This is a genomic window from Shimia fortis, assembly GCF_040225985.1.
Lineage (GTDB): Bacteria > Pseudomonadota > Alphaproteobacteria > Rhodobacterales > Rhodobacteraceae > Shimia.
This window is the reverse complement of sequence record NZ_JBBPEU010000002.1, coordinates 148793-170846: the sequence shown is the minus strand read 5'-3', so window position 1 is coordinate 170846 and position 22054 is coordinate 148793. Positions and strand designations below refer to the sequence as shown.

Here is a 22054-nt window from a genome sequence, read left to right as displayed (position 1 = left end):
TGGCGCCGGGGGCGCCAATTCACCCCGAGGTATTTTTCCCAAGAAAAAGAGGGTGGAAGCGCTAGCGTTTGCAAAGCCGTGTGATCAGGCGCCCGTCCAGAATGACAAGGCCGAGGGCGAGCAGGGCAAAGCCGGCAAAGGCGTTGGGGGGCAGGGATTCCTTCAGGACGACCGCGCCCAGCACGATGGCGAAGGGGGGGATCAGAAGCGTCACCAGCATCAGGTTGCCGCTGCCCGCCATCGCCAGCACGCGATAATAGAGCAGATAGGCCCCGGCGGTGGCAATCACCGCCATATAGGCCAGCGCGCCCCATGTGGTGGCCGAAAGGTTAATCTGAAGGGGGCCGTCGACGATCCAGGCGGCGGGCAGGGCCATCAGTGCCGACATGGTCAGCATCCCTGCCGCCGCCACGGGTGGGGCCAGCCCGCCCAGCCGTTTGCGGGCCCAGACCCCGGCCAGCGCATAGGACAGCGTCGCCGCGATCGCGGCCAGTTGCGCGAGGCTGGTCAGGTCAAAGCTGCGCAACGCATCAAGGCCGATGGCCGTGGCCACCCCGAAAAAGCCAAGCCCGACGCCGATCAGTTTGCGCAGGCTGAGCTTCTCATCGGCAAAGAACAGCGCCGCCACCAGCACGCCGAAGATGGCCGTGGTGGCGTTGAAGATCGAGGTCAGGCCGCTTTCGATGTGAAGCTGGCTCCAGTTCAGCAGGGTGAAGGGCAGAACGTTGTTCAAAAGCCCCATGCCGAAAAAGCCGACCCAGATCGCGGGGTCGCGTGGCACCGGAAAGCGCGCGATCAGCACCACGCCCCAAAGTACCAGCGCGGCCCAGAAGGTGCGGTGGGCCACGGCTGTCAAAACGCCGACCTCGTCCAGGGCAAGGCGGGCGGCGAGGAAGACCGCGCCCCAGATCAGGGCAAGCAGGAACAGTTCGCCCCAGGCGCGGGGAGTGAGGGTGGTTTGTTGTGTTTGGCGCATGATGCAGGTCTAGCCGGGGGCCGCGAGGCGGTGCAGCCCGTTTCTTGCGCAATCAGCGCTGCGGGCGGGTTTCGTTCAGGATATTCAGGTAGTTGCCGGCAAAGATGACGATGGCCCCGATCAGCACAAAGATGTCCAGAGGTTCATTGTAGACCACGAGACCGACAATCGCGATGGCGGGCAGACGGATGAAATCAAAGGGCACGACCACGGTGGCCGGCGCGATGCTCAGCGCCGTGGTCAGGCAGAAATGCGCCAGAAGCCCTGCACAGCCGATCAGGATCAGCCACGGCACGCTGGCGGCAGAGGGGAGGGCGATGTCGAAATCCCAGCCTGCGAACAGTATGCCCAGCACCGCCTGCATGGTGGTGAGGTAGAACAGGATGCAGGTGATCGTCTCCGTCCGCGTCAGCCGCTTGGTCAGCATGATCGAAAAGGCAAACCCGATGGCCGAAAGCGCGGCGGTGACCAGCCCGATATTGAACGTGCCAAAGCCCGGGCGCGCCACGATCAGGATGCCGACAAAGCCCATGACGGCTGCAAGCAGACGCATCGGGGTCAGCCGTTCGCCCAGCACCAGCGGCGACAGGACCAGCACCCAGAGCGGCGAGGTGAATTCGAGCGCAAAGACCTGCGCCAGCGGAATCAGGGTCAGGGAATAGAACCAGAGGTTCTGGCCCGCGAAATGGGCCATGTTACGTGCGGCATGGATACCGAGCGAGCGCCGGGTGACCTGATTCAGCGTGCCCGCCAATGAGGCAACGATCAGCACGATGATCACACCGACAAAGCTGCGATACATCATGATTTCGAACGTATCGAGTTCAAACGAGACCGCGCGCCCGGCCACGGCCATCGAGGAAAAGGACAGGATTGCGCCGCTCATCCAGAGGGCGGCTTTCACGACGTCGTTCATTCTGCCACCGTGCAACAGCCGGTCAGCAGGATCGGCGTGGTGCCGCGCTGGGTCAGGACATGGGCGGTGATCGGCCATTGCGCACCGCTTACGGTGCAGCGGGCTTCGTTCAGGATGATGATGGCCGTGTCGAACTCACTGACCAGCGTATAGGCGCGGGGCCAGTCGCGGCCCTCGGCGCGGGTGGATTGGGGAATCTCGAAATCGGTATTGCGCAGATAGCGCAACTGGGCCATGGGCCCTGCAAGGGTCAGGTGCCAGTCCGGGTCAGCCCCGTCGCAAGTGAACGGTGGTTCGGCCTGCGCTGCGGTGGCCGCCAGCAACAGGGCGGCAGATAGGCGTTTCAACATCACTTTCCCCTCGTGTCCCGCCCCTTGTCGCGGACAGACGCAGAATTTTCTAGAAAATTCTGCATTGGAGAATTTCTTGTAAAAGAATTTTGCTCCCGCAACAAAAACGCCGCCCAATTTAGGCGGCGTTCTCTCGTGTTCGATCATCTGCGACTTATTCCCACTCGATGGTGCCCGGAGGTTTCGAGGTCACGTCATAGGTGACGCGGTTGATGCCTTTGACCTCGTTAATGATGCGCGTGGCCGTTTCGCCAAGGAACTCGTGGCTGAACGGGTAGTAATCCGCCGTCATGCCATCGACCGAGGTCACGGCGCGCAGCGCGCAGGCGTAATCATAGGTGCGTCCGTCGCCCATCACGCCGACGGTGCGGACGGGCAGGATCGCCACGAAGGCCTGCCAGATTTCGTCGTAAAGCCCGTGTTTGCGGATCTGGTCGATGTAAACCGCGTCCGCCTCGCGCAGGATGTCGAGTTTTTCGCGGGTGATTTCGCCGGGGCAACGGATGGCCAGGCCCGGCCCCGGGAAGGGGTGACGCCCGATGAAGCTCTGCGGCAGGCCGAGTTCACGGCCAAGGGCGCGAACCTCGTCCTTGAACAGCTCGCGCAGGGGTTCCACCAGTTTCAGGCCCATTTTCTCGGGCAAACCACCGACATTGTGGTGCGACTTGATGGTGACCGAGGGGCCGCCCGAGAAGCTGACCGATTCGATCACGTCCGGGTACAGCGTGCCCTGGGCGAGAAATTCGGCGTTTTCAATCGTGTCGGCGTGTTTCTGGAACACGTCGATGAACAGCTTACCAATGATCTTGCGCTTGGTCTCGGGGTCGGACTGGCCCTCAAGTTCGCCGAGGAACAGCTCGGTTTCGTCGGCGTGGACCAGCTTGATGTTGTAATTGTCGCGGAACATCGAGACCACTTCTTCGGCTTCGCCCTTGCGCAAAAGGCCGTGGTCGACAAAGACGCAGGTCAGCTGGTCGCCGATGGCTTCGTGCAACAGGATCGCCGTCACCGACGAATCGACGCCGCCGGACAGACCACAGATCACATGGGCGTCGCCCACCTGGTCACGGATCGCCTTGATCGCCTCTTCACGGTAGGCGCCCATGGTCCAGTCGCCCTCGAACCCGGCGAGTTTCACGAATTGTTCGTACAGCGCCTTGCCGTTGGGGGTGTGGTGCACCTCGGGGTGGAACTGCACGGCATAGAAATGGCGTTTGGTGTCAGCGGTGATCGCAAACGGGGCGTTCGGCGAGGTGCCGTAAACCTCGAACCCTGGCGCAATTTCCGACACGTGGTCGCCATGGCTCATCCAGACCTGTTCGGGACCGTCCGCATACCAGCCTTCGAGCAGGTCAAGCTTTTTCGTCTCGGTGACATAGGCGCGGCCGAATTCTGCGGTGCCGTGGCCGCTTTCCACCTTGCCGCCCAGTTGATGCATCATCACCTGCTGGCCGTAACAGATGCCGAGGATCGGCACGCCATAGTCGAAAATCTCTTGCGGGGCGCGTGGGCTGCCCTCGCGGGTGACGCTGTCGGGGCCACCGGAAAAGATAATCGCCTTGGGGGCCATCTCGCGCACCATGTCCATGGTGACGTTCTGGTAGGGGTGGATTTCGCAATAGACGTTCAGTTCGCGCAGGCGGCGCGCAATCAGCTGCGTGACCTGGCTGCCGAAGTCGATGATCAGAAGGCGGGCATGGGATTTGTCAGACATGCAAGCCGCATACGGAAACGGGGGCCATTTCGCAAGTGGGATTGCGCGGCGCGGGCCGGGAAAAGGGGGCTGTCTGCCCCCTCTTGCCCCCGAGGGGGCAATTCACCCCCGAAGGTATTGGACCCAAGAAAAAGAGATGGGCGCAAATTTGCGGGGGAAATGTCGCTTTTCAACCTCAATGGCCGTTATCTTTCCGCGGATTTCGACGCGAAAGGCCTAGCAAGAGGGCATAACACAACGCCTTTGGGTGAGGAATCAAGATGAGTGAAGCAAGAGCGCGTCGTCGGGGACGTGGGGGCGGGGGGGCTGCCCGCCGTGCGGAACGTGGGGCCGTGTCTTTCGAGACCGCCAAGTATATCGAACGCAACATCCCGAATTTCGAGGTGTTGAACGAAGAGGCGCTCGAGACCATCGAGTATAATGCCGAGACCGTTCTCGAGGAGATCGGCGTCAATTTCGTCGATAACCCCGCCGCGCTGGAACGCTGGAAGGCGGCTGGCGCCGATGTGCGGGGTGAACGCGTGCATATCCCGCGGGGTCTGGCGCGCGAGCTGATCAAGACCGCGCCGTCGCAATTCACCCAGCACGCCCGCAATCCGGCGCGCTCGGTCGAGATCGGCGGGCGCAACCTGGTGCTGGCGCCGGTTTACGGCCCGCCCTTTGTGCGCGATGCGCGTGGTGGTCGCCGCTATGCCACGATGGACGATTTCAACAAGTTCGTGAAGCTGGCTTATATGTCCAAGTGGCTGCACCATTCCGGTGGCACGGTGTGCGAGCCGACCGATATTCCGGTGAACAAACGTCACCTCGACATGTTGATGGCGCATATGACCCTGTCGGACAAACCGTTCATGGGGTCAGTGACCGAGCCCAGCCGCGCGCAGGATTCGGTGGACATGTGCGGCCTCCTTTTCGGCGAAGATTTTGTGCAGAACAACACGGTGATGACCTCGCTCACCAATATCAACTCGCCCATGACCTTTGATGATGTGATGATGGGGTCGCTCGAGGTCTATGCCGCGAACAACCAGGCTTGCATCATCTCGCCCTTTATCGTGGGTGGGGCGATGGCGCCGGTCTCGGTGGCGGGTACGCTGACGCAGGTTCTGGCCGAGGTTCTGGCCGGTGTCGCCTATAGCCAGATCGTGCGCCCTGGCGCGCCTGCGATCTTTGGCGCCTTCGTGTCGTCGATCGATATGAATTCGGGTGCGCCCACCTTCGGCACGCCGGAAGCCTCACTTGTGACCTATGGCGCGGGACAACTGGCTCGGCGTCTGAACCTGCCGTTCCGGTCGTCGGGGTCGTTCTGTGGTTCGAAACTGCCCGATGCGCAGGCGGCCTATGAAACCGCGAACTCGCTGAACATGGGGCTGTTGTCGGGTGTGAACTTCATGCTGCACGCCTGCGGGTGGCTGGAAGGCGGGCTTGTCGCGGATTTCGAGAAATTCGTGATGGATGCCGACCAGCTGGGTACGTTGCACGCCATGGCGCGCGGGGTTTCTGTGGACAGCGATGCGCAGGCGATGGACGCCATCCGTGAGGTCGGACCGGGTGGGCATTATCTGGGCTGTGCCCACACGCAGGCCCACTTCAAATCGGCGTTCTGGAAATCGGACCTGTTTGATTACAAGCCGTTCGAGACCTGGGAAGAAGAAGGCGCGCGCGACACCTATCAGTTGGCCACCAATCGCGTGGACCAGTTGCTGGCGACTTATGAACAGCCCGCGCTGGATCCGGCGATCCACGAGGCGCTGACCGCCTATGTGGCGCAGAAGAAAGAGGCGATGCCCGACGCCTTTATGTGACGGGCAGCCTGTCCCGGCGCGTGGCCCGCAGGATGCGGGCCTCGCCCACCATTGCAATCAGAACGTCCACGTGGCGGATCAGGTTGTAATCGGCCGCCCCCGCGCGGCGCTGGTCGTCAAGACCGGCCTCGATCTCCAACAACTGGTATAGGGCCTCGGTGCTGCGGGGTAGGGGCGTAGTTGCCTTGACATGGCGGCGCAGATCCCTTTCGCGCGCATAGCTGTCGGCGCCGTGACGGGCCGCGCGGATCAACAGGCGCGGGCGGTGAAGATCTTCAAGTTGGTTCAGAATATCTTTCATGATGCAGACCTCGTGTTGTGAACGGGGATCTGTATTTCACAACTTAAAGGGGTGTTGCGTGGGTTTTTCTTTACCCGGACGATAGATTTTGCAACTGTTTACCAATTAGAAACAATGATGGTTCCAAGGCGAGAATATTAACAGATGGGTAACAAATCGCGCCTAATTTGATGAAAATTGTGGGTTTCGGGGCGGCGTGCCCCGGAATGGCAGACGGGCGGAGGACAGATGATGACTCCTCAAAGACGTGATCGGCAGATGCCGGGCTGGGTGCCGGACGCGGTGGTGCATTACCTTGCGCATACCGAGGGCGGCCATTCGATCCGCGAGATCGCGCGGCATACCGACTGTCATGCCTCCACGATTCTACGTCAAATTCGCAAGCTGGAGACGCGGCGGGACGATCCCCTGATTGATCACGCCCTCAGCCGTCTTTCCAGCCGCTATGTGACCCGGCCCGGACCTCGAATGATCAAGGAGACCCGACATATGGCATCGGCACACACTTCACCGTCGCTTCCCGAGGATCAGAAACTGGACCAAGAGGCGCTGCGCATCCTGCGCCGGTTGTGCGAAACCGGCGCGGTGCTGGCGGTGGCGCGTGACATGGAAAAAGCGGTCGTCGTGCGTGAACACGAAAGCGGCACGGCCCGCACCGCAGTGGTGGATACCGAGATCGCGCAGGCCATGGCACTGAAGGATTGGATAAGCTGCCCGGAACCGGGGCGGGTGTCCCGCTATGCGATTACCGCGATGGGCCGGACGGCGCTGAACCGGATGATGGCGCGTTCGGAAAACAGGGCGCGTGGTTTTGCCGAGGCACAGGCGGGGTTTGCCAACCCGCATCTCGGCGAAGCGGTTGACGGGATGCCGGCCCATGCCCTGGCCCAGCGGTTTTCGGCTTCGGACAGTCCGCTGATGGCGCTGGCCCGCCGCCGCGATCGGGATGGCGACCGGTTCCTGAGCGAAGATCTGGTCGCCGCAGGCGAACGGCTGCGCGAAGATTTTGAGATCGCGCAGATGGGCGCGCAACCCGCCCCCAACTGGAAGGCCTTTCTCGCTGGCGAAAGCGGCTGGCGCTATACGCCGGACACGGGTGTCTCGGGGGCCAGCGCGGCGGCGCGGCAGCGACTGGCAGGGGCGTTGGCCGAACTGGGCGCGGGGCTGGCGGATGTCGCGCTGCGCTGCTGCTGTTTCCTGGAAGGGCTGGAAACGGCAGAAAAACGGCTGGGTTGGTCGGCGCGCTCCGGCAAGATCGTGCTCAGAATCGCGCTTTTGCGGTTGAACGAATATTATCGTTCACAAGCAGGGAGTGCAGACCATATGATAGGCTAGACCCCCAGTGCGGGGTTTCGCTTGAAGTTTTGAGCCAACAGAAAGCGACGGGGCGGCGTGTCTTTCGGGATGCGCCGTCCTTTTTTGGGCGCGTCTCACAAAAAACGCCCGCACCGGTTTACCGCGCGGGCGTCGTGTTCATCAGAGCTGGTGCGCTTAGGCCGCGTCGACCTTGGCTGCTTTCAGGTGCTCCATCAGGGTTTCGGGCGACGAAACGCCATAGGGGTCTTCGCCGTGGTTGTCGCTCAGGCCGGGCTCTTCGAACCAGGCTTCGACCACGCCGTTGTTCACGATGGCGGCATAACGCCAGGAACGCATGCCAAAGCCGAGGTTGTCCTTGGCGACCAGCATACCGATCTTGCGGGTGAATTCGCCCGACCCATCAGGGATGACCTTGACGTTTTCAAGGTTCTGCGATTCGGCCCATTTGTTCATGACAAAGCTGTCATTAACCGACATGCAGTAGATTTCGTCGATACCCAATTCATTGAATTCGCCCGCCATTTTTTCAAATCCGGGCAGTTGGTAGGTCGAGCAGGTCGGGGTGAACGCACCGGGCAGCGAGAACAGGATCACGCGCTTGCCGGCAAAATAGTCGTCCGAGGTCATGTCCTGCCAGCGGAACGGGTTCGGGCCGCCGACGGCCTCGTCGCGGACACGGGTCTTGAAGGTCACTGCGGGGACTTTGACGCCTGCATGCATGGGAAGATTCCTTTCCTGAAATTTGGTTCGGTGCGGCGTTTAAAATGATTCTAAACGGGGTTCAATGAGTCAGGTCAAACCTGTTTCGGATTTTCCGGGCAGCGGCCCCCAAATGCCGGCGGAACGGGCATTTGCATAGCAGCCATGCATCGCTGGTACTTACTGTCGCTCTGCGTTATGTTTACAAGCACGGAAACCATGTTGACCCAAGGGAAAGACCGTGCGTGATCTGAAAATCCCCGAACAGCGCCACCCTGAAAAGGCGCACCGCCCCGACAACGCCCAGCCGCGCAAGCCGAACTGGATCCGCGTCAAGGCCCCAACGGGTGAAGGGTATAACGCCACCAAGAAGATCATGCGCGACAACAAGCTCGTGACTGTCTGCGAAGAGGCGGGCTGTCCAAACGCCGGCGAATGTTGGAGCCAGGGCCACGCCACCATGATGATCATGGGCGAGATCTGTACCCGCGGCTGTACCTTCTGCAACATCGCCACGGGCAAGCCCGACGAGCTTGACGTGTTCGAACCGGGCCGCGTGGCGGATGCCGTGCAGAAACTGGGCCTGAACCATGTCGTGATCACCTCGGTCGACCGGGATGACCTTGAAGATGGCGGGGCCGAGCATTTCGCCCAGACCATCCGCGCGGTCCGCCACCGGTCGCCCAAGACCACGATCGAGATCCTGACCCCGGATTTCCTGAAATGCGACCCGTCGGTTCTGGAAATCGTGGTCGAGGCCAAACCGGACGTATTCAACCACAACCTTGAAACCGTGCCCGGCCTGTACCCGACTGTGCGCCCCGGCGCGCGCTATTTCCATTCGCTGCGCCTGTTGCAGCGGGTCAAGGAGATGGATCCGTCGATCTTTACCAAATCCGGCATCATGGTCGGTCTGGGCGAGGACGCACAGGCGGTGAAGCAGGTGATGGACGACATGCGCGCCGCCGATATCGACTTCCTGACCATCGGCCAGTACCTGCAACCGACTCCGAAACACCACGGCGTCGACCGCTTTGTCACTCCCGAGGAATTCGCGTCTTACGAGAAAGCGGCCTATGGCAAGGGGTTCCTGATGGTGTCGGCCACGCCACTGACGCGGTCGTCCTATCATGCAGGCGATGATTTCGAAAAGCTGCGCGCCGCTCGGACGGAGAAATTAGGGCAGGGCTGAACCCGCCCCATTTCCTTCTATTTCAAGAGCTTGGCGACATCGCCCACGACGTCGATGACCTCCATCGCGTCATTCACCTTGAGCACTTCGTCGCCGACCTTGATGTATTTCTGGCCTTTTTTCAGGGGCTTGAGATTCCAGCGGTCAAGGTCGGTGATCGCATCGAAATGTACCCCCTTGGGCAGAGCATTGCCACGGGTATATCGTTTGACCTGTCCCGGCGGAATCGCCTTGGGCCCGTTTTTCTGACGCTCGACCTGACCTTTGGCCACGGGTTTCTTGACCTTGTCTTTCGCCGCTGCGCTGTCTGCGGTAAAGGCCGCGCCCGCAAGGGCAAGGACAACGGCGAGAACGGGTGCCGTGAATTTCATGTCGTTTCCTCCCAAAATCTGGGAGGAGCGTAGACCGCATATTCTGGTCTGTCAAAACACGCGTTAAGCCAGTGTTATTTCACCAGACTGCCACGCCCCACCGGATCGGGCGTCAGCCAATCGGGCCAGCCAACCCAACGTTCCACGGCCCACAGGACAAAGCAGATCACGATCACCGACAGCACAAATATTACCATCTTCTCGGATGGCGGGCGGCGGGCCCAGCGGGCCATCCGCAGCAGGTGTCGCATGCTGAGACTCATGCAGGATCAGTCCGTGAACCGGACCTTGCCGATAAAGGGCAGGTTCCGGTTGCGTTGGGCAAAATCGATTCCATAACCGACGACAAATTCATCCGGGATCGAAAACCCGATCCAGTCGGCCCGGATCTCGGCCTCGCGCCGGGACGGCTTGTCGAGCAGAGCAATGGTACGCAGCTTGGCCGGGTTGCGCGACTTCAACAGGTGCAAGACATGGCTCAGCGTGTGGCCCGTGTCGACGATATCCTCGACCACCAGCACGTCGCGCCCTTCAATTTCGCCGCGCAAGTCCTTGAGAATACGCACTTCCCGGCTGCTTTCCATGGCGTTTCCATAAGACGATGCCTCAAGGAAATCGACCTCGACCGGCAGGTCCAGCTCGCGCACGAGATCAGCGATGAACACGAACGACCCCCGCAAAAGCCCCACCACGACAAGCTTATCCGTGTTGGCATATTCGCGCGCGATCTCGCCGCACAGCTCTTCGATCCGCGCGGCAATCGACTTGGCCGAGATCATCTGATCAATGACATATGGACGCTCTGTCATGACACCCCCTTGATTTTTCGGTCGCAGCATACGAAATGAGCGGCCACTGTCACGAGAAAACGGGGCGACATGCCGACCCACTCTGAAACACGTACCCTGCCGTACACCGCCCAGCAGATGTATGATCTGGTGGCCGATGTCGCGTCCTATCCCAAATTCCTGCCGTGGTGCGCCGCCGCGCGCATCCGCTCGGTCACGCCAGAGGGCGACGCCCGCGTGATGCTGGCCGACCTTGTGATTTCCTTCAAGGTGTTCCGCGAACGGTTCGGCAGCCGCGTCACCCTGCATGATGCCGCGCGCAGCATCGACACGGAATATCTGGACGGTCCCTTCAAGTTCCTCAAGTCCACCTGGGATTTCAAGGATGTTGAAGGCGGCTGCGAAGTCGCGTTTTTCGTGGACTTCGAATTCAAGAATGCCATCCTGCAAAAGGTGATCGGCGTGGTGTTCAACGAGGCCATGCAGCGCATCGTGCGCGCCTTCGAAGACCGTGCCAACGCCCTCTACGGCTAGGTGCCCCTTGCGGGCCGTGGTCCCATCTCCCGCGCCGTGAAGGAGCGCTTCATGATTACAGAGACCCTTGCTAGCTTCGTCGCGGATACCCCCGCCGTGGCCATTCCCGCCGGAACCGCACATATGTTGCGCCTTTCGATGCTGGATTGGGTCGCCTGCGGCATGGCCGGCCGGGACGAACCTGTCGCGTGCATCACCCGAGACATGGCCCTGTCAGAGGGCGGGGCGGCACAGGCGCATGTGTTCGGCAGCGCCACCGCCATGCCCGCCCGCGCTGCGGCCCTTGTGAACGGGGCCACGTCCCACGCGCTGGATTATGACGACACGCATTTTGCCCATATCGGCCACCCGTCGGTGGCGGTGTTTCCCGCCGCACTGGCCGTGGCCGAGGCCGAAGGGCTGGACGGGGCCGCGCTGCAAGTGGCCGCTTTGATCGGGATTGAAACCTCGATTCGTGTGGGCGTCTGGCTTGGGCGCGACCATTACCAGACCGGATTCCATCAGACCGGTACCGCTGGCGCCTTTGGCGCGGCAGCGGCCTGTGCCCGCCTGCTGGGCTTTGACGCGGCCCAAACGATGGCCACGCTGGGGCTGGTCGCGACGCGGGCCTCGGGGCTGAAATCGCAATTCGGCACCATGGGCAAACCCTACAATGCAGGGCTGGCCGCCACCAACGGGGTCGAGGCCGCCGCGCTGGTGCAGCGCGGCTTCGTGCCCAACCCTCTTGCCCTTGAGGTGGCACAGGGGTTCGGTCCCACCCATGCCGGGCAGGCACAGGCCACCGCACTGGACGGGCTGGGTGACAGCTGGCTGTTCGACACGATCAGCCACAAGTTCCACGCCTGCTGTCATGGGCTTCACGCCACGCTCGAGGCACTGGCCACGATCAACCGACCCGCCCCGGACGAGATCGCCCGCATCGACATCACCACCCATCCGCGCTGGATGACGGTCTGCAACCAGCCGGACCCGAGCACGGGTCTTGGCGCGAAATTCTCGTACCGGATGGTGACCGCCATGGCGCTGAGCGGCCATTCCACCGCCGCGCTCGACAGCTACTCGGACGCGCTCTGTGCAAACCCTGCGCTGGTTGCTCTGCGCGAAAAAGTGTCGGTCACCGCAAGCGAGACCCTGACGGAAACGCAGGCGGCTCTGGGAATTACGCTCACCAATGGCCAGACGGTGTCGGCGCAGCATGACCTCAACGCCCCCATCACGCTTGACGACCGCGAGGCGCGCCTGTTGTCCAAGGCCGAGGCCCTGATTGGCGCGGATAGAACCAGAGCCTTGTGGCAGGCAATCAAGACACCCGTCGCGGCGCGTGACGTCGGTCAATTGCTCGGGCCCTGATCTTCATCTTGCCCCAAATACTCCCGCCGGAGGCTCCCCCGCGCGAGGTTTGCGATCCCGCATGAAAAAGAGGCGGCCCCTTGCGGCACCGCCCCCTTGTCTGCGGATCGAACCCGTTTACGAGTTCATGTCATAGGCGCGTTCGCCGTGGACCGTCAGGTCCAGACCGTTGACCTCGGTCTCGTCATCCACGCGCAGCGGTGTGATCAGGGCGGTGACCTTCACCAAAACCCAGCTCACCACCAGTGTGAAGACGCCCACAATCACCAGCCCGCCCAACTGCGCAGTGAACGTGCCGCCGGTCTCGAAGCCGAACAGTGCGAACACGGCGATCATGATCGTACCAAAGATCCCGCCCACGCCGTGCACGGCAAAGACGTCCAGCGTGTCGTCGATCTGCAGCATGTTGCGCACGACGTTCACCGCTTCCTGACACAGGATCCCGGCCACGGCCCCGATGATCAGCGCCTCGACGGGGCCGACAAACCCGCTGGCAGGTGTGATCGAGGCCAGACCTGCGATTGTTCCGGTGACCAGACCGACAAGCGAAGCCTTGCCATACTTGATCTTTTCCCACAGCGCCCAGCTGAGCGAAGCCGTCGCCGCCGAGATATGGGTCACGGTCAGCGCCATCGCCGCGCCGCCATCTGCGGCCAGTTGCGAGCCGCCGTTAAAGCCGAACCAACCGACCCAGAGCATGGCCGCGCCGATCATCACCATCCACGGGGCATGGGGCGGGGTGGTGCGGTTCTTGCGCGGCCCCAGCGCCACCGCCAGAACCAGCGCCGCGATGCCGGCTGTTTCGTGCACCACGATGCCGCCCGCGAAATCCTTGACGCCGGTCTCGCCGAAAATGCCGCCATCGGCCAGGAACCCGCCGCCCCAGATCCAGTGCACCACCGGCGCATAGCACAGCAGCATCCACAGCCCCGAAAAGACCAGCACGAAGGCAAAGCCGATCCGCTCGACATAGGCGCCGACGATCAGCGCGGGCGTGATAATGGCAAATGTCATCTGGAAGGCAAAGAACAGAACTTCGGGCAGGGTGCCTGACAGGCTGTCCGTGGTGACGCCGGACAGGAACATCTTGCCCAGGCCGCCCCAAAAGCCACTGCCGCCATCGCCAAAGGCAATCGAATAGCCGAAGACGAGCCACAGAATGCTCATCAAACAGGCAATTGCATAGGTTTGCATAAACACACTGAGGACATTTCGGGCACGAACCAACCCGCCGTAAAACAGCGCGAGCCCGGGCAATGTCATGAACAGGACCAGTGCAGTGGCAACAATGATCCAGGCGGTATCCGCTCCGTTCATTTTTCTTCCTTCCCTTACCGTAAATGGTGCTTTTCGCGCCACAAAGCGGAAGGAACAGGCGATTCATAGAAACAATGCGGGGCAGGGCGCATAAAAACGGGGCAATTTGCGAAGTGGTCAAAAAATGAGCGAAAATTTGCGGCAAGAGATGAAAAGAGCGCCACTCTGCGGAAAGTGGATCAAAACCTTCCAGTAGATATTGGTGGGCTCAATTTCGTTGAAAAACGGATCTGCACGTCACGCGCATGCCGCGGTCAACAGCAGCGTCAGGGCGTGATCGCGCGCGGCCAACCGCACCTTGTCCCGCCCAAGGGCGCCGAATTCGACGGTTTCGGTTCGACAGCCCGCGCGCGTGGCAATCCCGAAACAGACCCGCCCTTCGGGTTTGAACTCGGATCCGCCGGGGCCGGCAATGCCGGTAACCGACACGGCCAGATGCGCATCACTGTTGACCAGCGCCCCGCAGGCCATTTCCCGCGCCACCTCTTCCGAGACAGCGCCCACGGCGGCCAGTGTGGCCTCGCGCACGCCCAGCATTTCGGTCTTGGCGGTGTTGGTATAGGTGACAAAGCCCCGCTCGAACACGTCCGAGGATCCGGCCACATCCGTCAGCGCCGCCGATACCATGCCGCCGGTGCAGCTTTCTGCGGTGGTGATGCGCAGGCCCCTGGCGCGGGCCTCGGCCAGTGTATCAGAGGCCAGAGTGTCTGGAGTAACTGTCATCAGATCAGGAGGATATGATAAATCGCAGCGGCGACCAAGGTGGCAATCCCGGCAAAGACACCGGCCCAGATGTCATCCAACATCACGCCCTCGGCGTCATGGCGCCGGTCGGCGCGGCCCACCAACCAAGGTTTCCTGATGTCGAACAGGCGGAAGAACAGGAAGGCCGCGATCGGCCCCGGCCAAACCATCGACATGTCGCGCATATAGAACCCCAGCGCGGGGAACAGCATCGCGATCCACATGCCTGCGACCTCGTCAATCACGATTTCCGAGGGGTCTTCGCCGGGTTTGTCGCGCAATTCGGCGCGGCAGGCCCAAAAACCCGCGACCACTGCCAGCAGCGCCGCCATAAGCAGAGGCCAGAACCCCAGATAGCGCTCAATGCCCCAGCCGAGGATCAGGGCCGCCAGCGACCCCCATGTGCCCGGCGCCCAGGGCAGCAGCCCGATACCAAAAAACGTTGCAACCTGTCTGCTCATGCTTTCACCAATGTTGCGGTGGCCAGCGCCGCAATCCCTTCTTCACGGCCCGTGAACCCAAGGCGTTCGCTGGTCGTGGCCTTGATGCTGATCCGGTCTGCGTCCATCCCCATGATCTCGGCCATGCGCTGTGTCATGGCGGGCGCGTGTGGGCCGACCTTGGGGCGTTCGCAGATCAGCGTGCAGTCGATATTCGAGATGGTGAACCCGCGCTCTGCGGCCAGTTTAACCGCGTGGTCGAGGAAAATCGCGCTGTCTGCGTCTTTCCACGCCATTTCTGACGGGGGGAAGTGGCGTCCGATATCGCCTTGGGCCAGCGCGCCATAGATCGCATCCGTCACCGCATGCATACCCACATCCGCATCCGAATGGCCGCGCAGCCCCTTGCTGTGGGGGATGGTCACACCACACAGCACCACGTGATCGCCGTCTTCGAACGCGTGCACGTCAAACCCGTTGCCCAGCCGTATATCCATCTGTCCTCGCAGTATTCTTTCCATGCGGGCAAAATCGCCCGGTGTGGTGATCTTCAGGTTGGCCTCATTGCCTGCCACGATGGCCACGTCAAGCCCCGCGGCGCGGGCGACCTCGACATCATCAGCAGCCCCGCCCGTATGGGCGCGGTGGGCGGCGAGAATGCTGTCATAGTGAAATCCCTGCGGGGTCTGCGCACGATAAAGACCCGTGCGGTCCTCTGTGCCAGTGACCTGTCCACCCGCGCCGCGCCAAAGGGCATCGGTCACGGCAAGGGCAGGGGCCGCGCCCTCGGCTGCTTCCAGTGCGGCGATCACGTCCGAGATCACCTGTGCCGAAACCCCGGCACGCGCCACGTCATGAATCAACACGCGGTCGATCCCAAGTCCGGACAGCGCCTCGAGCCCCGCGCGCACCGAGGCATCGCGCGACGCGCCCCCATGTACGGTCTCTACGGGCAAAGAGTTTGCAAAACCGGCATCGTCGGGATGCACCACGGCGATCACGTGGCTGATTTGCGGGTGGTGCAGAAAGGCGTCGATGGTCCAGTCCGCCACGCGCCGACCCGCCAGCGGACGCCACTGTTTCGGCAGGCCCGCGCCCGCCCGCGTGCCACGTCCTGCGGCCACGATCACGGCGGCGATGGAAAGGGGATGATCTGTCATGGCGCCTGTCTAATCGGTTTCGGGGCAAGCTTGAATCAAAGAATGGGCCCGATCCAGACAGAACCCGACATTTTGCGCGGAATTTCGAGGCGTTGAACCTATCTGTAAGAAGTGCTGCATGTTGCGCCTGCCCCTTCCTGTGGCATTCCTCTGGTTGCATCTGCCTAAAAATTGGGCGAATGCGTAAATCCGTAACAAAACCCATTGTGCTTTCATTGAGATTGCCTGCTGAGTCGGGTAGCACTAAGGGGCTGCACAAGGATTAGGCATGTGACCATTCAAGTCGCACATCTCACGTTAGATCCCCCTGTTTTTCTGGCTCCGCTGGCCGGAATTACCGATTTGCCGTTTCGCGATCTGGTGGCGTCCTTCGGGGCGGGGCTGGTTGTGTCGGAAATGGTGGCCTCTCAGGAAATGGTGCAATCCAAACCCGGCGTGCGCGAAAAGGCCGAACTGGGGTTCGGCAAGGAAAATACCTCGGTTCAGATTGCCGGGCGCGATGCCTATTGGATGGCCGAGGCAGCCAAGCAGATCGAGGCCAATGGCGCGCGCCTGATCGACATCAACATGGGCTGTCCGGCCAAGAAGGTGACCTCCAGTTCGGGCGCAGGCGCGTCGGGGTCGGCCCTGATGAAAGATCTGGACCATGCCGTGTCGCTGATCGAGGCGGTGGTGCAGGCCGTGTCGCTGCCGGTTACGCTCAAAACGCGGCTGGGATGGGATGACGACATGCGCAACGCCGCCGAGCTGGCCCGCCGGGCCGAGCAGGCCGGGGTGCGCATGGTCACGATTCACGGGCGCACGCGTTGCCAGTTCTACAAGGGCGCGGCCGATTGGGCTGCGATTGCCGAGGTCAAACAGGCCGTGTCGGTGCCGGTGATAGCCAATGGCGATATTGTCGACAGCGCCACCGCCCGCACCGCGCTGAACCAGTCGGGGGCGGATGGGGTGATGGTCGGGCGTGGCGCACAGGGCAAGCCGTGGCTGCTGGCCCAGATTGCCGCCGAACTGTTCGACGCGCCCGATCCCGTGGTGCCCGAGGGCGCAGAGCGAGCCGAAATGGTTGCCGCACATTACGAGGCGATGCTCGATTTCTATGGCAAGGATCTGGGCGCCAAGGTCGCCCGCAAACATCTGGGCTGGTACATGGACGGTGCCGCCACCCCCAAGGATCTGCGCCGTGTCATCCAGACCGCCACCGATCCCGCGCTTGTTCTCAAACTCTTGCCCGACGCGATGGCGGGCGGCGACAGGAAAGATGCCGCATGACACATGACACTCCGGCCCTTTGGAATTCTCTGCCGGTTCCGGCCCTTCTGGTCGATCCGCAGGACCGGATCGAGGATATCAACCCAGCGGCGGAATCCTTTTTGAACGCTTCGGCGAAATCCATGATCGGCGAACCGGTCTGGGACAAGATCACCGTGGATGCCCCGCTGGAAGACGCGTTTCTGCGCGCACGTACCCACGGCACACCTCTGTTCGTGAATGATGCCGATATCGGCACCGGTGATGGCCCGCCCATTCAGGGCAATCTCAAGATTGCGCCGGTTTCGAACATGGATGGCTATATGCTGTTCCTGATCACCTCGCGAGAATTGGCCGGGCGCCTGACCCAGTCGCAGGGGGTGAAATCGTCGGCCAAGTCGGCGATCGGCATGGCCGAAATGCTGGCCCACGAGATCAAGAACCCGCTCGCGGGGATCACCGGTGCGGCACAGCTTTTGTCGATGAACCTTGGCCCCGAAGATCTGGAACTGACCGACCTGATCGTCGAGGAAAGCCGCCGCATTGTGTCGCTGCTGGAACAGGTGGAACAGTTCGGCAACCTGTCGCCGGCCAAGAAGGATCCGGTCAACCTGCATGATGTGCTCGACCGCGCGCGCCGCTCGGCGATGGTGGGGTTTGGCGCGCATATGACGTTTCATGAAAACTACGATCCTTCGCTGCCCTTGGCCCAAGGGGATGCCGACCAGTTGCTGCAAGTGGTTCTGAACTTGTTGAAGAACGCTTCGGAAGCTGCTGGAGACAAAGGTGTAATTCGCCTGAGAACCTACTATGACCATTCCTTTCGCCTGCGCCGCTCGGACGGGACCGGACAGGCGCTGCCTCTGCAGATCGAGGTCATGGACGACGGTCCCGGCCTGCCACAGGACATCAAGGGCGACGTGTTCGACCCCTTCGTGTCGGGCCGCGAAAACGGGACCGGGCTGGGCCTCGCCTTGGTCAGCAAAATCATCTCGGACCATGACGGTCTGATCAACGTGGACAGCGTGCCCGGGCGCACGGTGTTCCGAATTTCCCTGCCACGTCTTCCCCGAGACGTCGAAAAATCCCTGAAGGAGAGCTAAACGATGGACGGCACCGTTCTTGTCGCTGATGACGACCGCACAATCCGCACCGTTCTGACACAGGCGCTGACCCGTGCTGGCTGCAAGGTGCACGCGACCTCGTCGCTGACCACGCTGATGCGCTGGGTGGGCGAAGGCAAAGGGGATGTGGTCATCACCGATGTGATGATGCCCGACGGAAACGGGCTCGAGATGCTGCCCAAGATTTCCGAGGACCGCCCCGGCCTGCCGGTGATTGTGATCTCGGCGCAGAACACGATCATGACGGCGATCCAGGCGGCCGAGGCTGAGGCCTATGATTACCTGCCCAAACCCTTTGATCTGCCGGACCTGATGAAGCGCACGGGCAAGGCACTGGAGCAGAAACGCCGCGCGCCCGCGACGCCGCAGCCCGAAGAAAACGAACGCCCGGACGAGTTGCCACTGGTGGGGCGCACCCCGGCGATGCAGGCGCTTTACCGGTTGGTGGCGCGGGTCATGAACACGGACCTGCCGGTGCTGATTTCGGGGGAAAGTGGCACAGGCAAGTCTTTGATCGCGCGGGAAATTCATGATTTTTCAGACCGCCGCACCCTGCCATTCGTGGTGGTGAATGCTGCGGACCTCAACGATATCGAAGGCCCGAGCCGCGTGTTGGCCAAGGCCAAGGGTGGCACGATCCTGTTCGACGAGATCAGCGATATCGAGGACGAGGTGCAGGCCCGCATTGTGCGTATGATAGACAATCCCGGCGACCACAGCCCGCGTTTCATGGCGACCTCGCAGGTCAACCTTCAGGACGCAATGGAAAAGGGCACGATCCGGCAGGATCTCTATTACCGCCTGAACGGGGCCACCATCCACGTGCCGTCGCTGCGCGAACGCGTGGACGATATCCCCCTGCTGGTCGAACACTTCCTGAACCGCGCCGAACGGGATGGGTCGCCCATGCGGGTGTTCTCGGAAGATGCCACCGAATTGTTCCGTGCCTACAGTTGGCCCGGCAACGTGCGCCAGCTGGAAAACGCGGTCAAACGTCTGGTTCTGACGGCGCGTGCGGAAGAGATCACCTTGCCCGAGGCCGAGGCCGTGCTGGGCGCGCAGCCACAGGTCGGCCCGCTTCTGGGGGGCGAGGATACCGAGAAACTATCCGCCGCCGTGGCCCGCCACCTGCGCCGCTATTTCGACCTGCACGGCAACATGCTGCCGCCGGCCGGGCTTTATGCGCGGATTCTGCGGGAAATCGAATTGCCGTTGATTGAAATCGCGCTGGATGCGACCGGCGGCAACCAGGCAAAATGCGCCGATCTTCTGGGCATCAACCGCAATACGCTGCGCAAAAAGATCACCGATCTGGATATTCACGTGACACGCCGCCGCAAATTGATGTAAAACTGCCACAATAACGTGACCGATTTGCCGCAGATGCGGGGAAAAACGGTCAGAATTCATGGCGGTGTGCCGGGAAACCGGTGCGGAATCAATTGAGGTGTCGGGTGGGCTCCCGCGCAAGCACAAGTCATTGGACCAAGTTCCGGCGTCTGCGCCGCCAGCGGCGTGTGCAGAATGTCGCCACCTGGGGCCTGGTCGGTCTGGGGCCGGTCTTGGCGCTGGCCACCTTCCTGATTATCGGACCCGCCAATCAGGGCGCGTCGTCCTCGGCTTTGCGGGGTATCCTGCTGGCCGATATCGTCTATGTGCTGGCGGTGACGGCGCTGGTGGCGCAGCGGGTCGTGCGCATGATCGCCTCGCGGCGCGAACAATCCGCCGGATCGCGCCTGCACCTGCGACTGACCGGCGCTTTTGCCATTCTTGCCCTAGTGCCTGCGGTGACCGTGGCGATTTTTGCCGGTCTCACGGTGAATATCGGTCTTGAGGGGTGGTTTTCGGATCGGGTCAGTGGCGTGATCGAGAATTCGGTCGCCGCCGCGCAGGCCTATGAACAGGAACATGTGCAAGATCTGAACGCCGATGCCGAGGCCATCGCAGCCTTTCTGAACGCCAACCGCCGCCAGACGTTTTTCCTGACCGACGGGGATATGAGGGTGCTGCTGTCGGCGGCACAGGCTCAGGTCCAGCGCGGGTTGAAGGAAGCCTATATCATTGATGGGACAGGCGAAATCCGCGCCCGCGGCGAGGGGTCCTACCTGTTCAATTTCGAACAGCCTACTGCCGAACAGATCGCCGAAGCCAGCCAGACCGGCAGCCTGATCATCCGCGATCTTGAACAATATGAATTGCGTGCGCTTTTGCGGCTTGATGCTTTCGTGGACCGGTTCCTTTACATCAGCCGCGAAGTGGACGGCAGTATCTTCAACCTGCTCGACGAAACGCAGGAAACCGCCTCGCTCTACCGGCAGTTGGAACAGGAACGCGGGCGGGTCCTGTTTGAATTCAGCCTGATTTATCTGGGCTTTGCGGTCTTGCTGATCCTTGCCGCGATCTGGATGGGGCTTTGGTTTGCCGAACGATTGGCGCGCCCCGTTGGCCGCCTGACCAGTGCTGCGCAACGTGTCGGGGCAGGTGATCTGGACGTGCAGGTGATCGAGGAAGACGGCGATGACGAAATCGCCATGCTGGGGCGGTATTTCAACCAGATGACTCGTCAGCTCAAAGGCCAGCGCGAGACGCTTCTGGACAACACACGCCAGATCGAGCGCCGCCGCCGGATGTTCGACTCGGTGCTGAGTTCGGTGACCTCGGGCGTGGTTGGGCTGGATGCCGAGGGCAAGGTCGCCTTCGTCAACCGTTCGGCAGAGCGTTTGCTAGACTGGTCCGAGGATCATCAGAGCATGGCGCTGGCCGTGGCGGTGCCCGAATTCGGCCCGATGTTCGATGCGCTGGTGGCGGGCCCGGCCGAGATCGCGCAGGACGAGGTGCGCGTGACGCGGGCAGGGCGGCTTGAGAACCTGCTGGTGCGTATGGCGACGCGGCGGCGCGAGGATGGCACGCTCGAAGGCTATGTGGTGGCTTTTGACGATGTCACCGACTTGGTCGCGGCGCAACGGATGGCGGCCTGGGGCGACGTGGCACGCCGCATCGCCCACGAGATCAAGAACCCGCTGACCCCGATCCAACTGTCGGCGGAACGTATCAAGCGCAAGTTCGCCTCGAAAGTGGGCGAGGACAGCGACAAGCTGGAACAGATGACCGACGTGATCGTGCGCCAGACTAACGACCTGCGCCGCATCGTCGATGAATTCTCGAAATTCGCACGGATGCCCGAACCCGACCGCCGCAAGATCGACCTGATCCCAACGCTGGAAGGGATTGTCCTGTTGCAGGAAAACGGCCAGCCGGGCGTGCGGTTCGAACGCGAAATTTGCGCCGGTCCGGTCTGGGCCGAACTGGACGAAACCATGATCTCTCAGGCGCTGACGAACCTGATCAAGAACGCAGGCGAAGCCATCGAATCCTTGCAAGAAAAAGGCGCACCCGACGGGCATGTGCCCACCATCCGCGTCGCGGCCAAGACTGAGGACGGATCGCTGCTGATCCGCATTTCGGACAATGGCATCGGTCTGCCCGAGGACCGCGCGCGCCTGTTTGAACCCTATGTCACCACGCGCGACAAGGGCACGGGGCTGGGCCTGCCGATCGTGAAGAAAATTATTGAAGAGCACGGCGGCAGCCTTGCTCTGGAAGACGCCGAGATTTTCGGCAACAGCACCCATGCTGGGGCGATGGCCGTGATCCGGCTGCCCCTGATGGGGGACCAGGACAGAGACGAGACAAGAGGTGGGGTGTAAC

Annotated in this window: 22 protein-coding genes; 9 read left to right on the top strand and 13 right to left on the bottom strand. The window is 61.9% G+C overall.

Features of this window, described 5'->3' with window-relative positions; translation table 11 throughout:
- Positions 1-61: 61 nt before the first annotated feature.
- From WNE31_RS04035 to guaA, 4 genes are all read right to left on the bottom strand, one after another.
- Positions 62-976 (bottom strand): DMT family transporter, encoded by a 915-nt coding sequence (locus WNE31_RS04035; protein ID WP_349978418.1) that lies wholly within the window; start codon positions 974-976, stop codon positions 62-64.
- A 52-nt stretch (positions 977-1028) separates the two neighbouring features.
- Positions 1029-1892 (bottom strand): DMT family transporter, encoded by an 864-nt coding sequence (locus WNE31_RS04030; protein ID WP_349978417.1) that lies wholly within the window; start codon positions 1890-1892, stop codon positions 1029-1031.
- Positions 1889-2242, bottom strand: a complete 354-nt coding sequence (locus WNE31_RS04025; protein WP_349978416.1) for a hypothetical protein — start codon at positions 2240-2242, stop codon at positions 1889-1891. The genes WNE31_RS04030 and WNE31_RS04025 overlap by 4 nt, the downstream gene beginning before the upstream one ends.
- A 154-nt stretch (positions 2243-2396) precedes the next feature.
- The gene (gene guaA, locus WNE31_RS04020) at positions 2397-3956 is read right to left on the bottom strand and encodes a glutamine-hydrolyzing GMP synthase (protein ID WP_349978415.1); all 1560 of its coding nucleotides are present in this window, start codon (positions 3954-3956) and stop codon (positions 2397-2399) included.
- 260 nt (positions 3957-4216) lie between these two features.
- Between guaA and WNE31_RS04015 the strand changes: the two genes are divergently transcribed.
- Positions 4217-5761 (top strand): trimethylamine methyltransferase family protein, encoded by a 1545-nt coding sequence (locus WNE31_RS04015; protein ID WP_349978414.1) that lies wholly within the window; start codon positions 4217-4219, stop codon positions 5759-5761.
- On the opposite strand, the gene WNE31_RS04010 is transcribed toward WNE31_RS04015, so the two are convergent.
- Positions 5754-6062 carry a DUF6477 family protein gene (locus WNE31_RS04010; RefSeq protein WP_349978413.1) on the bottom strand — a complete coding sequence of 103 codons (309 nt, stop codon included), beginning with the start codon at positions 6060-6062 and terminating at the stop codon, positions 5754-5756. The genes WNE31_RS04015 and WNE31_RS04010 overlap by 8 nt on opposite strands.
- Before the next feature lie 231 nt (positions 6063-6293).
- Between WNE31_RS04010 and WNE31_RS04005 the strand changes: the two genes are divergently transcribed.
- Positions 6294-7397, top strand: coding sequence for a DUF6456 domain-containing protein (locus WNE31_RS04005; protein WP_349978412.1), 1104 nt, complete (start codon positions 6294-6296; stop codon positions 7395-7397).
- 156 nt (positions 7398-7553) lie between these two features.
- Here the strand turns inward: WNE31_RS04005 and WNE31_RS04000 are convergent, their stop codons facing one another.
- The gene (locus WNE31_RS04000; protein ID WP_349978411.1) at positions 7554-8099 is read right to left on the bottom strand and encodes a peroxiredoxin; all 546 of its coding nucleotides are present in this window, start codon (positions 8097-8099) and stop codon (positions 7554-7556) included.
- Positions 8100-8319: 220 nt separating this feature from the next.
- On the opposite strand from WNE31_RS04000, the gene lipA reads away from it, so the two are divergent.
- Positions 8320-9270 carry a lipoyl synthase gene (lipA, locus tag WNE31_RS03995; RefSeq protein WP_349978410.1) on the top strand — a complete coding sequence of 317 codons (951 nt, stop codon included), beginning with the start codon at positions 8320-8322 and terminating at the stop codon, positions 9268-9270.
- 17 nt (positions 9271-9287) lie between these two features.
- Here the strand turns inward: lipA and WNE31_RS03990 are convergent, their stop codons facing one another.
- From WNE31_RS03990 to hpt, 3 genes are all read right to left on the bottom strand, one after another.
- The gene (locus tag WNE31_RS03990) at positions 9288-9641 is read right to left on the bottom strand and encodes a hypothetical protein (protein ID WP_349978409.1); all 354 of its coding nucleotides are present in this window, start codon (positions 9639-9641) and stop codon (positions 9288-9290) included.
- Between the two features lie 74 nt (positions 9642-9715).
- Positions 9716-9892 carry a hypothetical protein gene (locus WNE31_RS03985; RefSeq protein WP_349978408.1) on the bottom strand — a complete coding sequence of 59 codons (177 nt, stop codon included), beginning with the start codon at positions 9890-9892 and terminating at the stop codon, positions 9716-9718.
- Between the two features lie 18 nt (positions 9893-9910).
- A complete protein-coding gene (gene hpt / locus WNE31_RS03980) occupies positions 9911-10450 on the bottom strand; it encodes a hypoxanthine phosphoribosyltransferase (RefSeq protein WP_349978407.1) in 540 nt (179 codons plus the stop codon).
- A 69-nt stretch (positions 10451-10519) separates the two neighbouring features.
- Here hpt and WNE31_RS03975 point away from each other — a divergent pair, with 69 nt between their 5' ends.
- Positions 10520-10963: a type II toxin-antitoxin system RatA family toxin gene (locus tag WNE31_RS03975; RefSeq protein WP_349978406.1), complete on the top strand. Its 444-nt coding sequence runs from the start codon at positions 10520-10522 to the stop codon at positions 10961-10963.
- 51 nt (positions 10964-11014) lie between these two features.
- On the top strand, positions 11015-12313 hold the full coding sequence (locus WNE31_RS03970) for an MmgE/PrpD family protein (protein WP_349978405.1): 1299 nt from the start codon (positions 11015-11017) through the stop codon (positions 12311-12313).
- A gap of 117 nt (positions 12314-12430) precedes the next feature.
- On the opposite strand, the gene WNE31_RS03965 is transcribed toward WNE31_RS03970, so the two are convergent.
- The 4 genes from WNE31_RS03965 to WNE31_RS03950 form a co-directional block, all read right to left on the bottom strand.
- Positions 12431-13630: an ammonium transporter gene (locus tag WNE31_RS03965; RefSeq protein WP_349978404.1), complete on the bottom strand. Its 1200-nt coding sequence runs from the start codon at positions 13628-13630 to the stop codon at positions 12431-12433.
- Between the two features lie 237 nt (positions 13631-13867).
- The gene (locus WNE31_RS03960; RefSeq protein ID WP_349978403.1) at positions 13868-14353 is read right to left on the bottom strand and encodes a CinA family protein; all 486 of its coding nucleotides are present in this window, start codon (positions 14351-14353) and stop codon (positions 13868-13870) included.
- Positions 14353-14835: a phosphatidylglycerophosphatase A family protein gene (locus tag WNE31_RS03955; protein ID WP_349978402.1), complete on the bottom strand. Its 483-nt coding sequence runs from the start codon at positions 14833-14835 to the stop codon at positions 14353-14355. The genes WNE31_RS03960 and WNE31_RS03955 overlap by 1 nt, the downstream gene beginning before the upstream one ends.
- Positions 14832-15974 (bottom strand): bifunctional 2-C-methyl-D-erythritol 4-phosphate cytidylyltransferase/2-C-methyl-D-erythritol 2,4-cyclodiphosphate synthase, encoded by a 1143-nt coding sequence (locus WNE31_RS03950; RefSeq protein WP_349978401.1) that lies wholly within the window; start codon positions 15972-15974, stop codon positions 14832-14834. The genes WNE31_RS03955 and WNE31_RS03950 overlap by 4 nt, the downstream gene beginning before the upstream one ends.
- Before the next feature lie 270 nt (positions 15975-16244).
- On the opposite strand from WNE31_RS03950, the gene dusB reads away from it, so the two are divergent.
- From dusB to WNE31_RS03930, 4 genes are all read left to right on the top strand, one after another.
- The gene (dusB, locus tag WNE31_RS03945) at positions 16245-17243 is read left to right on the top strand and encodes a tRNA dihydrouridine synthase DusB (RefSeq protein ID WP_349978400.1); all 999 of its coding nucleotides are present in this window, start codon (positions 16245-16247) and stop codon (positions 17241-17243) included.
- Positions 17240-18325 carry a two-component system sensor histidine kinase NtrB gene (locus tag WNE31_RS03940; RefSeq protein ID WP_349978399.1) on the top strand — a complete coding sequence of 362 codons (1086 nt, stop codon included), beginning with the start codon at positions 17240-17242 and terminating at the stop codon, positions 18323-18325. Before dusB ends, WNE31_RS03940 begins: the two co-directional genes overlap by 4 nt.
- Positions 18326-18328: 3 nt before the next feature.
- A complete protein-coding gene (locus WNE31_RS03935) occupies positions 18329-19696 on the top strand; it encodes a sigma-54 dependent transcriptional regulator (RefSeq protein ID WP_349978398.1) in 1368 nt (455 codons plus the stop codon).
- Positions 19697-19800: 104 nt separating this feature from the next.
- Positions 19801-22053 carry a sensor histidine kinase NtrY-like gene (locus tag WNE31_RS03930; RefSeq protein WP_349978397.1) on the top strand — a complete coding sequence of 751 codons (2253 nt, stop codon included), beginning with the start codon at positions 19801-19803 and terminating at the stop codon, positions 22051-22053.
- Position 22054: the final 1 nt, after the last annotated feature.

Excerpts from the sequence above, each read along its gene's own strand:
- WNE31_RS04035 (WP_349978418.1), bottom strand. The coding sequence starts at position 976 with ATGCGCCAAACACAACAAACCACCCTCACTCCCCGCGCCTGGGGCGAA.
- WNE31_RS04030 (WP_349978417.1), bottom strand. The coding sequence starts at position 1,892 with ATGAACGACGTCGTGAAAGCCGCCCTCTGGATGAGCGGCGCAATCCTG.
- WNE31_RS04025 (WP_349978416.1), bottom strand. The coding sequence starts at position 2,242 with ATGTTGAAACGCCTATCTGCCGCCCTGTTGCTGGCGGCCACCGCAGCG.
- guaA (WP_349978415.1), bottom strand. The coding sequence starts at position 3,956 with ATGTCTGACAAATCCCATGCCCGCCTTCTGATCATCGACTTCGGCAGC.
- WNE31_RS04015 (WP_349978414.1), top strand. The coding sequence starts at position 4,217 with ATGAGTGAAGCAAGAGCGCGTCGTCGGGGACGTGGGGGCGGGGGGGCT.
- WNE31_RS04010 (WP_349978413.1), bottom strand. The coding sequence starts at position 6,062 with ATGAAAGATATTCTGAACCAACTTGAAGATCTTCACCGCCCGCGCCTG.
- WNE31_RS04005 (WP_349978412.1), top strand. The coding sequence starts at position 6,294 with ATGACTCCTCAAAGACGTGATCGGCAGATGCCGGGCTGGGTGCCGGAC.
- WNE31_RS04000 (WP_349978411.1), bottom strand. The coding sequence starts at position 8,099 with ATGCATGCAGGCGTCAAAGTCCCCGCAGTGACCTTCAAGACCCGTGTC.
- WNE31_RS03990 (WP_349978409.1), bottom strand. The coding sequence starts at position 9,641 with ATGAAATTCACGGCACCCGTTCTCGCCGTTGTCCTTGCCCTTGCGGGC.
- WNE31_RS03985 (WP_349978408.1), bottom strand. The coding sequence starts at position 9,892 with ATGCGACACCTGCTGCGGATGGCCCGCTGGGCCCGCCGCCCGCCATCC.
- hpt (WP_349978407.1), bottom strand. The coding sequence starts at position 10,450 with ATGACAGAGCGTCCATATGTCATTGATCAGATGATCTCGGCCAAGTCG.
- WNE31_RS03975 (WP_349978406.1), top strand. The coding sequence starts at position 10,520 with ATGCCGACCCACTCTGAAACACGTACCCTGCCGTACACCGCCCAGCAG.
- WNE31_RS03970 (WP_349978405.1), top strand. The coding sequence starts at position 11,015 with ATGATTACAGAGACCCTTGCTAGCTTCGTCGCGGATACCCCCGCCGTG.
- WNE31_RS03965 (WP_349978404.1), bottom strand. The coding sequence starts at position 13,630 with ATGAACGGAGCGGATACCGCCTGGATCATTGTTGCCACTGCACTGGTC.
- WNE31_RS03960 (WP_349978403.1), bottom strand. The coding sequence starts at position 14,353 with ATGACAGTTACTCCAGACACTCTGGCCTCTGATACACTGGCCGAGGCC.
- WNE31_RS03955 (WP_349978402.1), bottom strand. The coding sequence starts at position 14,835 with ATGAGCAGACAGGTTGCAACGTTTTTTGGTATCGGGCTGCTGCCCTGG.
- WNE31_RS03950 (WP_349978401.1), bottom strand. The coding sequence starts at position 15,974 with ATGACAGATCATCCCCTTTCCATCGCCGCCGTGATCGTGGCCGCAGGA.
- WNE31_RS03940 (WP_349978399.1), top strand. The coding sequence starts at position 17,240 with ATGACACATGACACTCCGGCCCTTTGGAATTCTCTGCCGGTTCCGGCC.
- WNE31_RS03935 (WP_349978398.1), top strand. The coding sequence starts at position 18,329 with ATGGACGGCACCGTTCTTGTCGCTGATGACGACCGCACAATCCGCACC.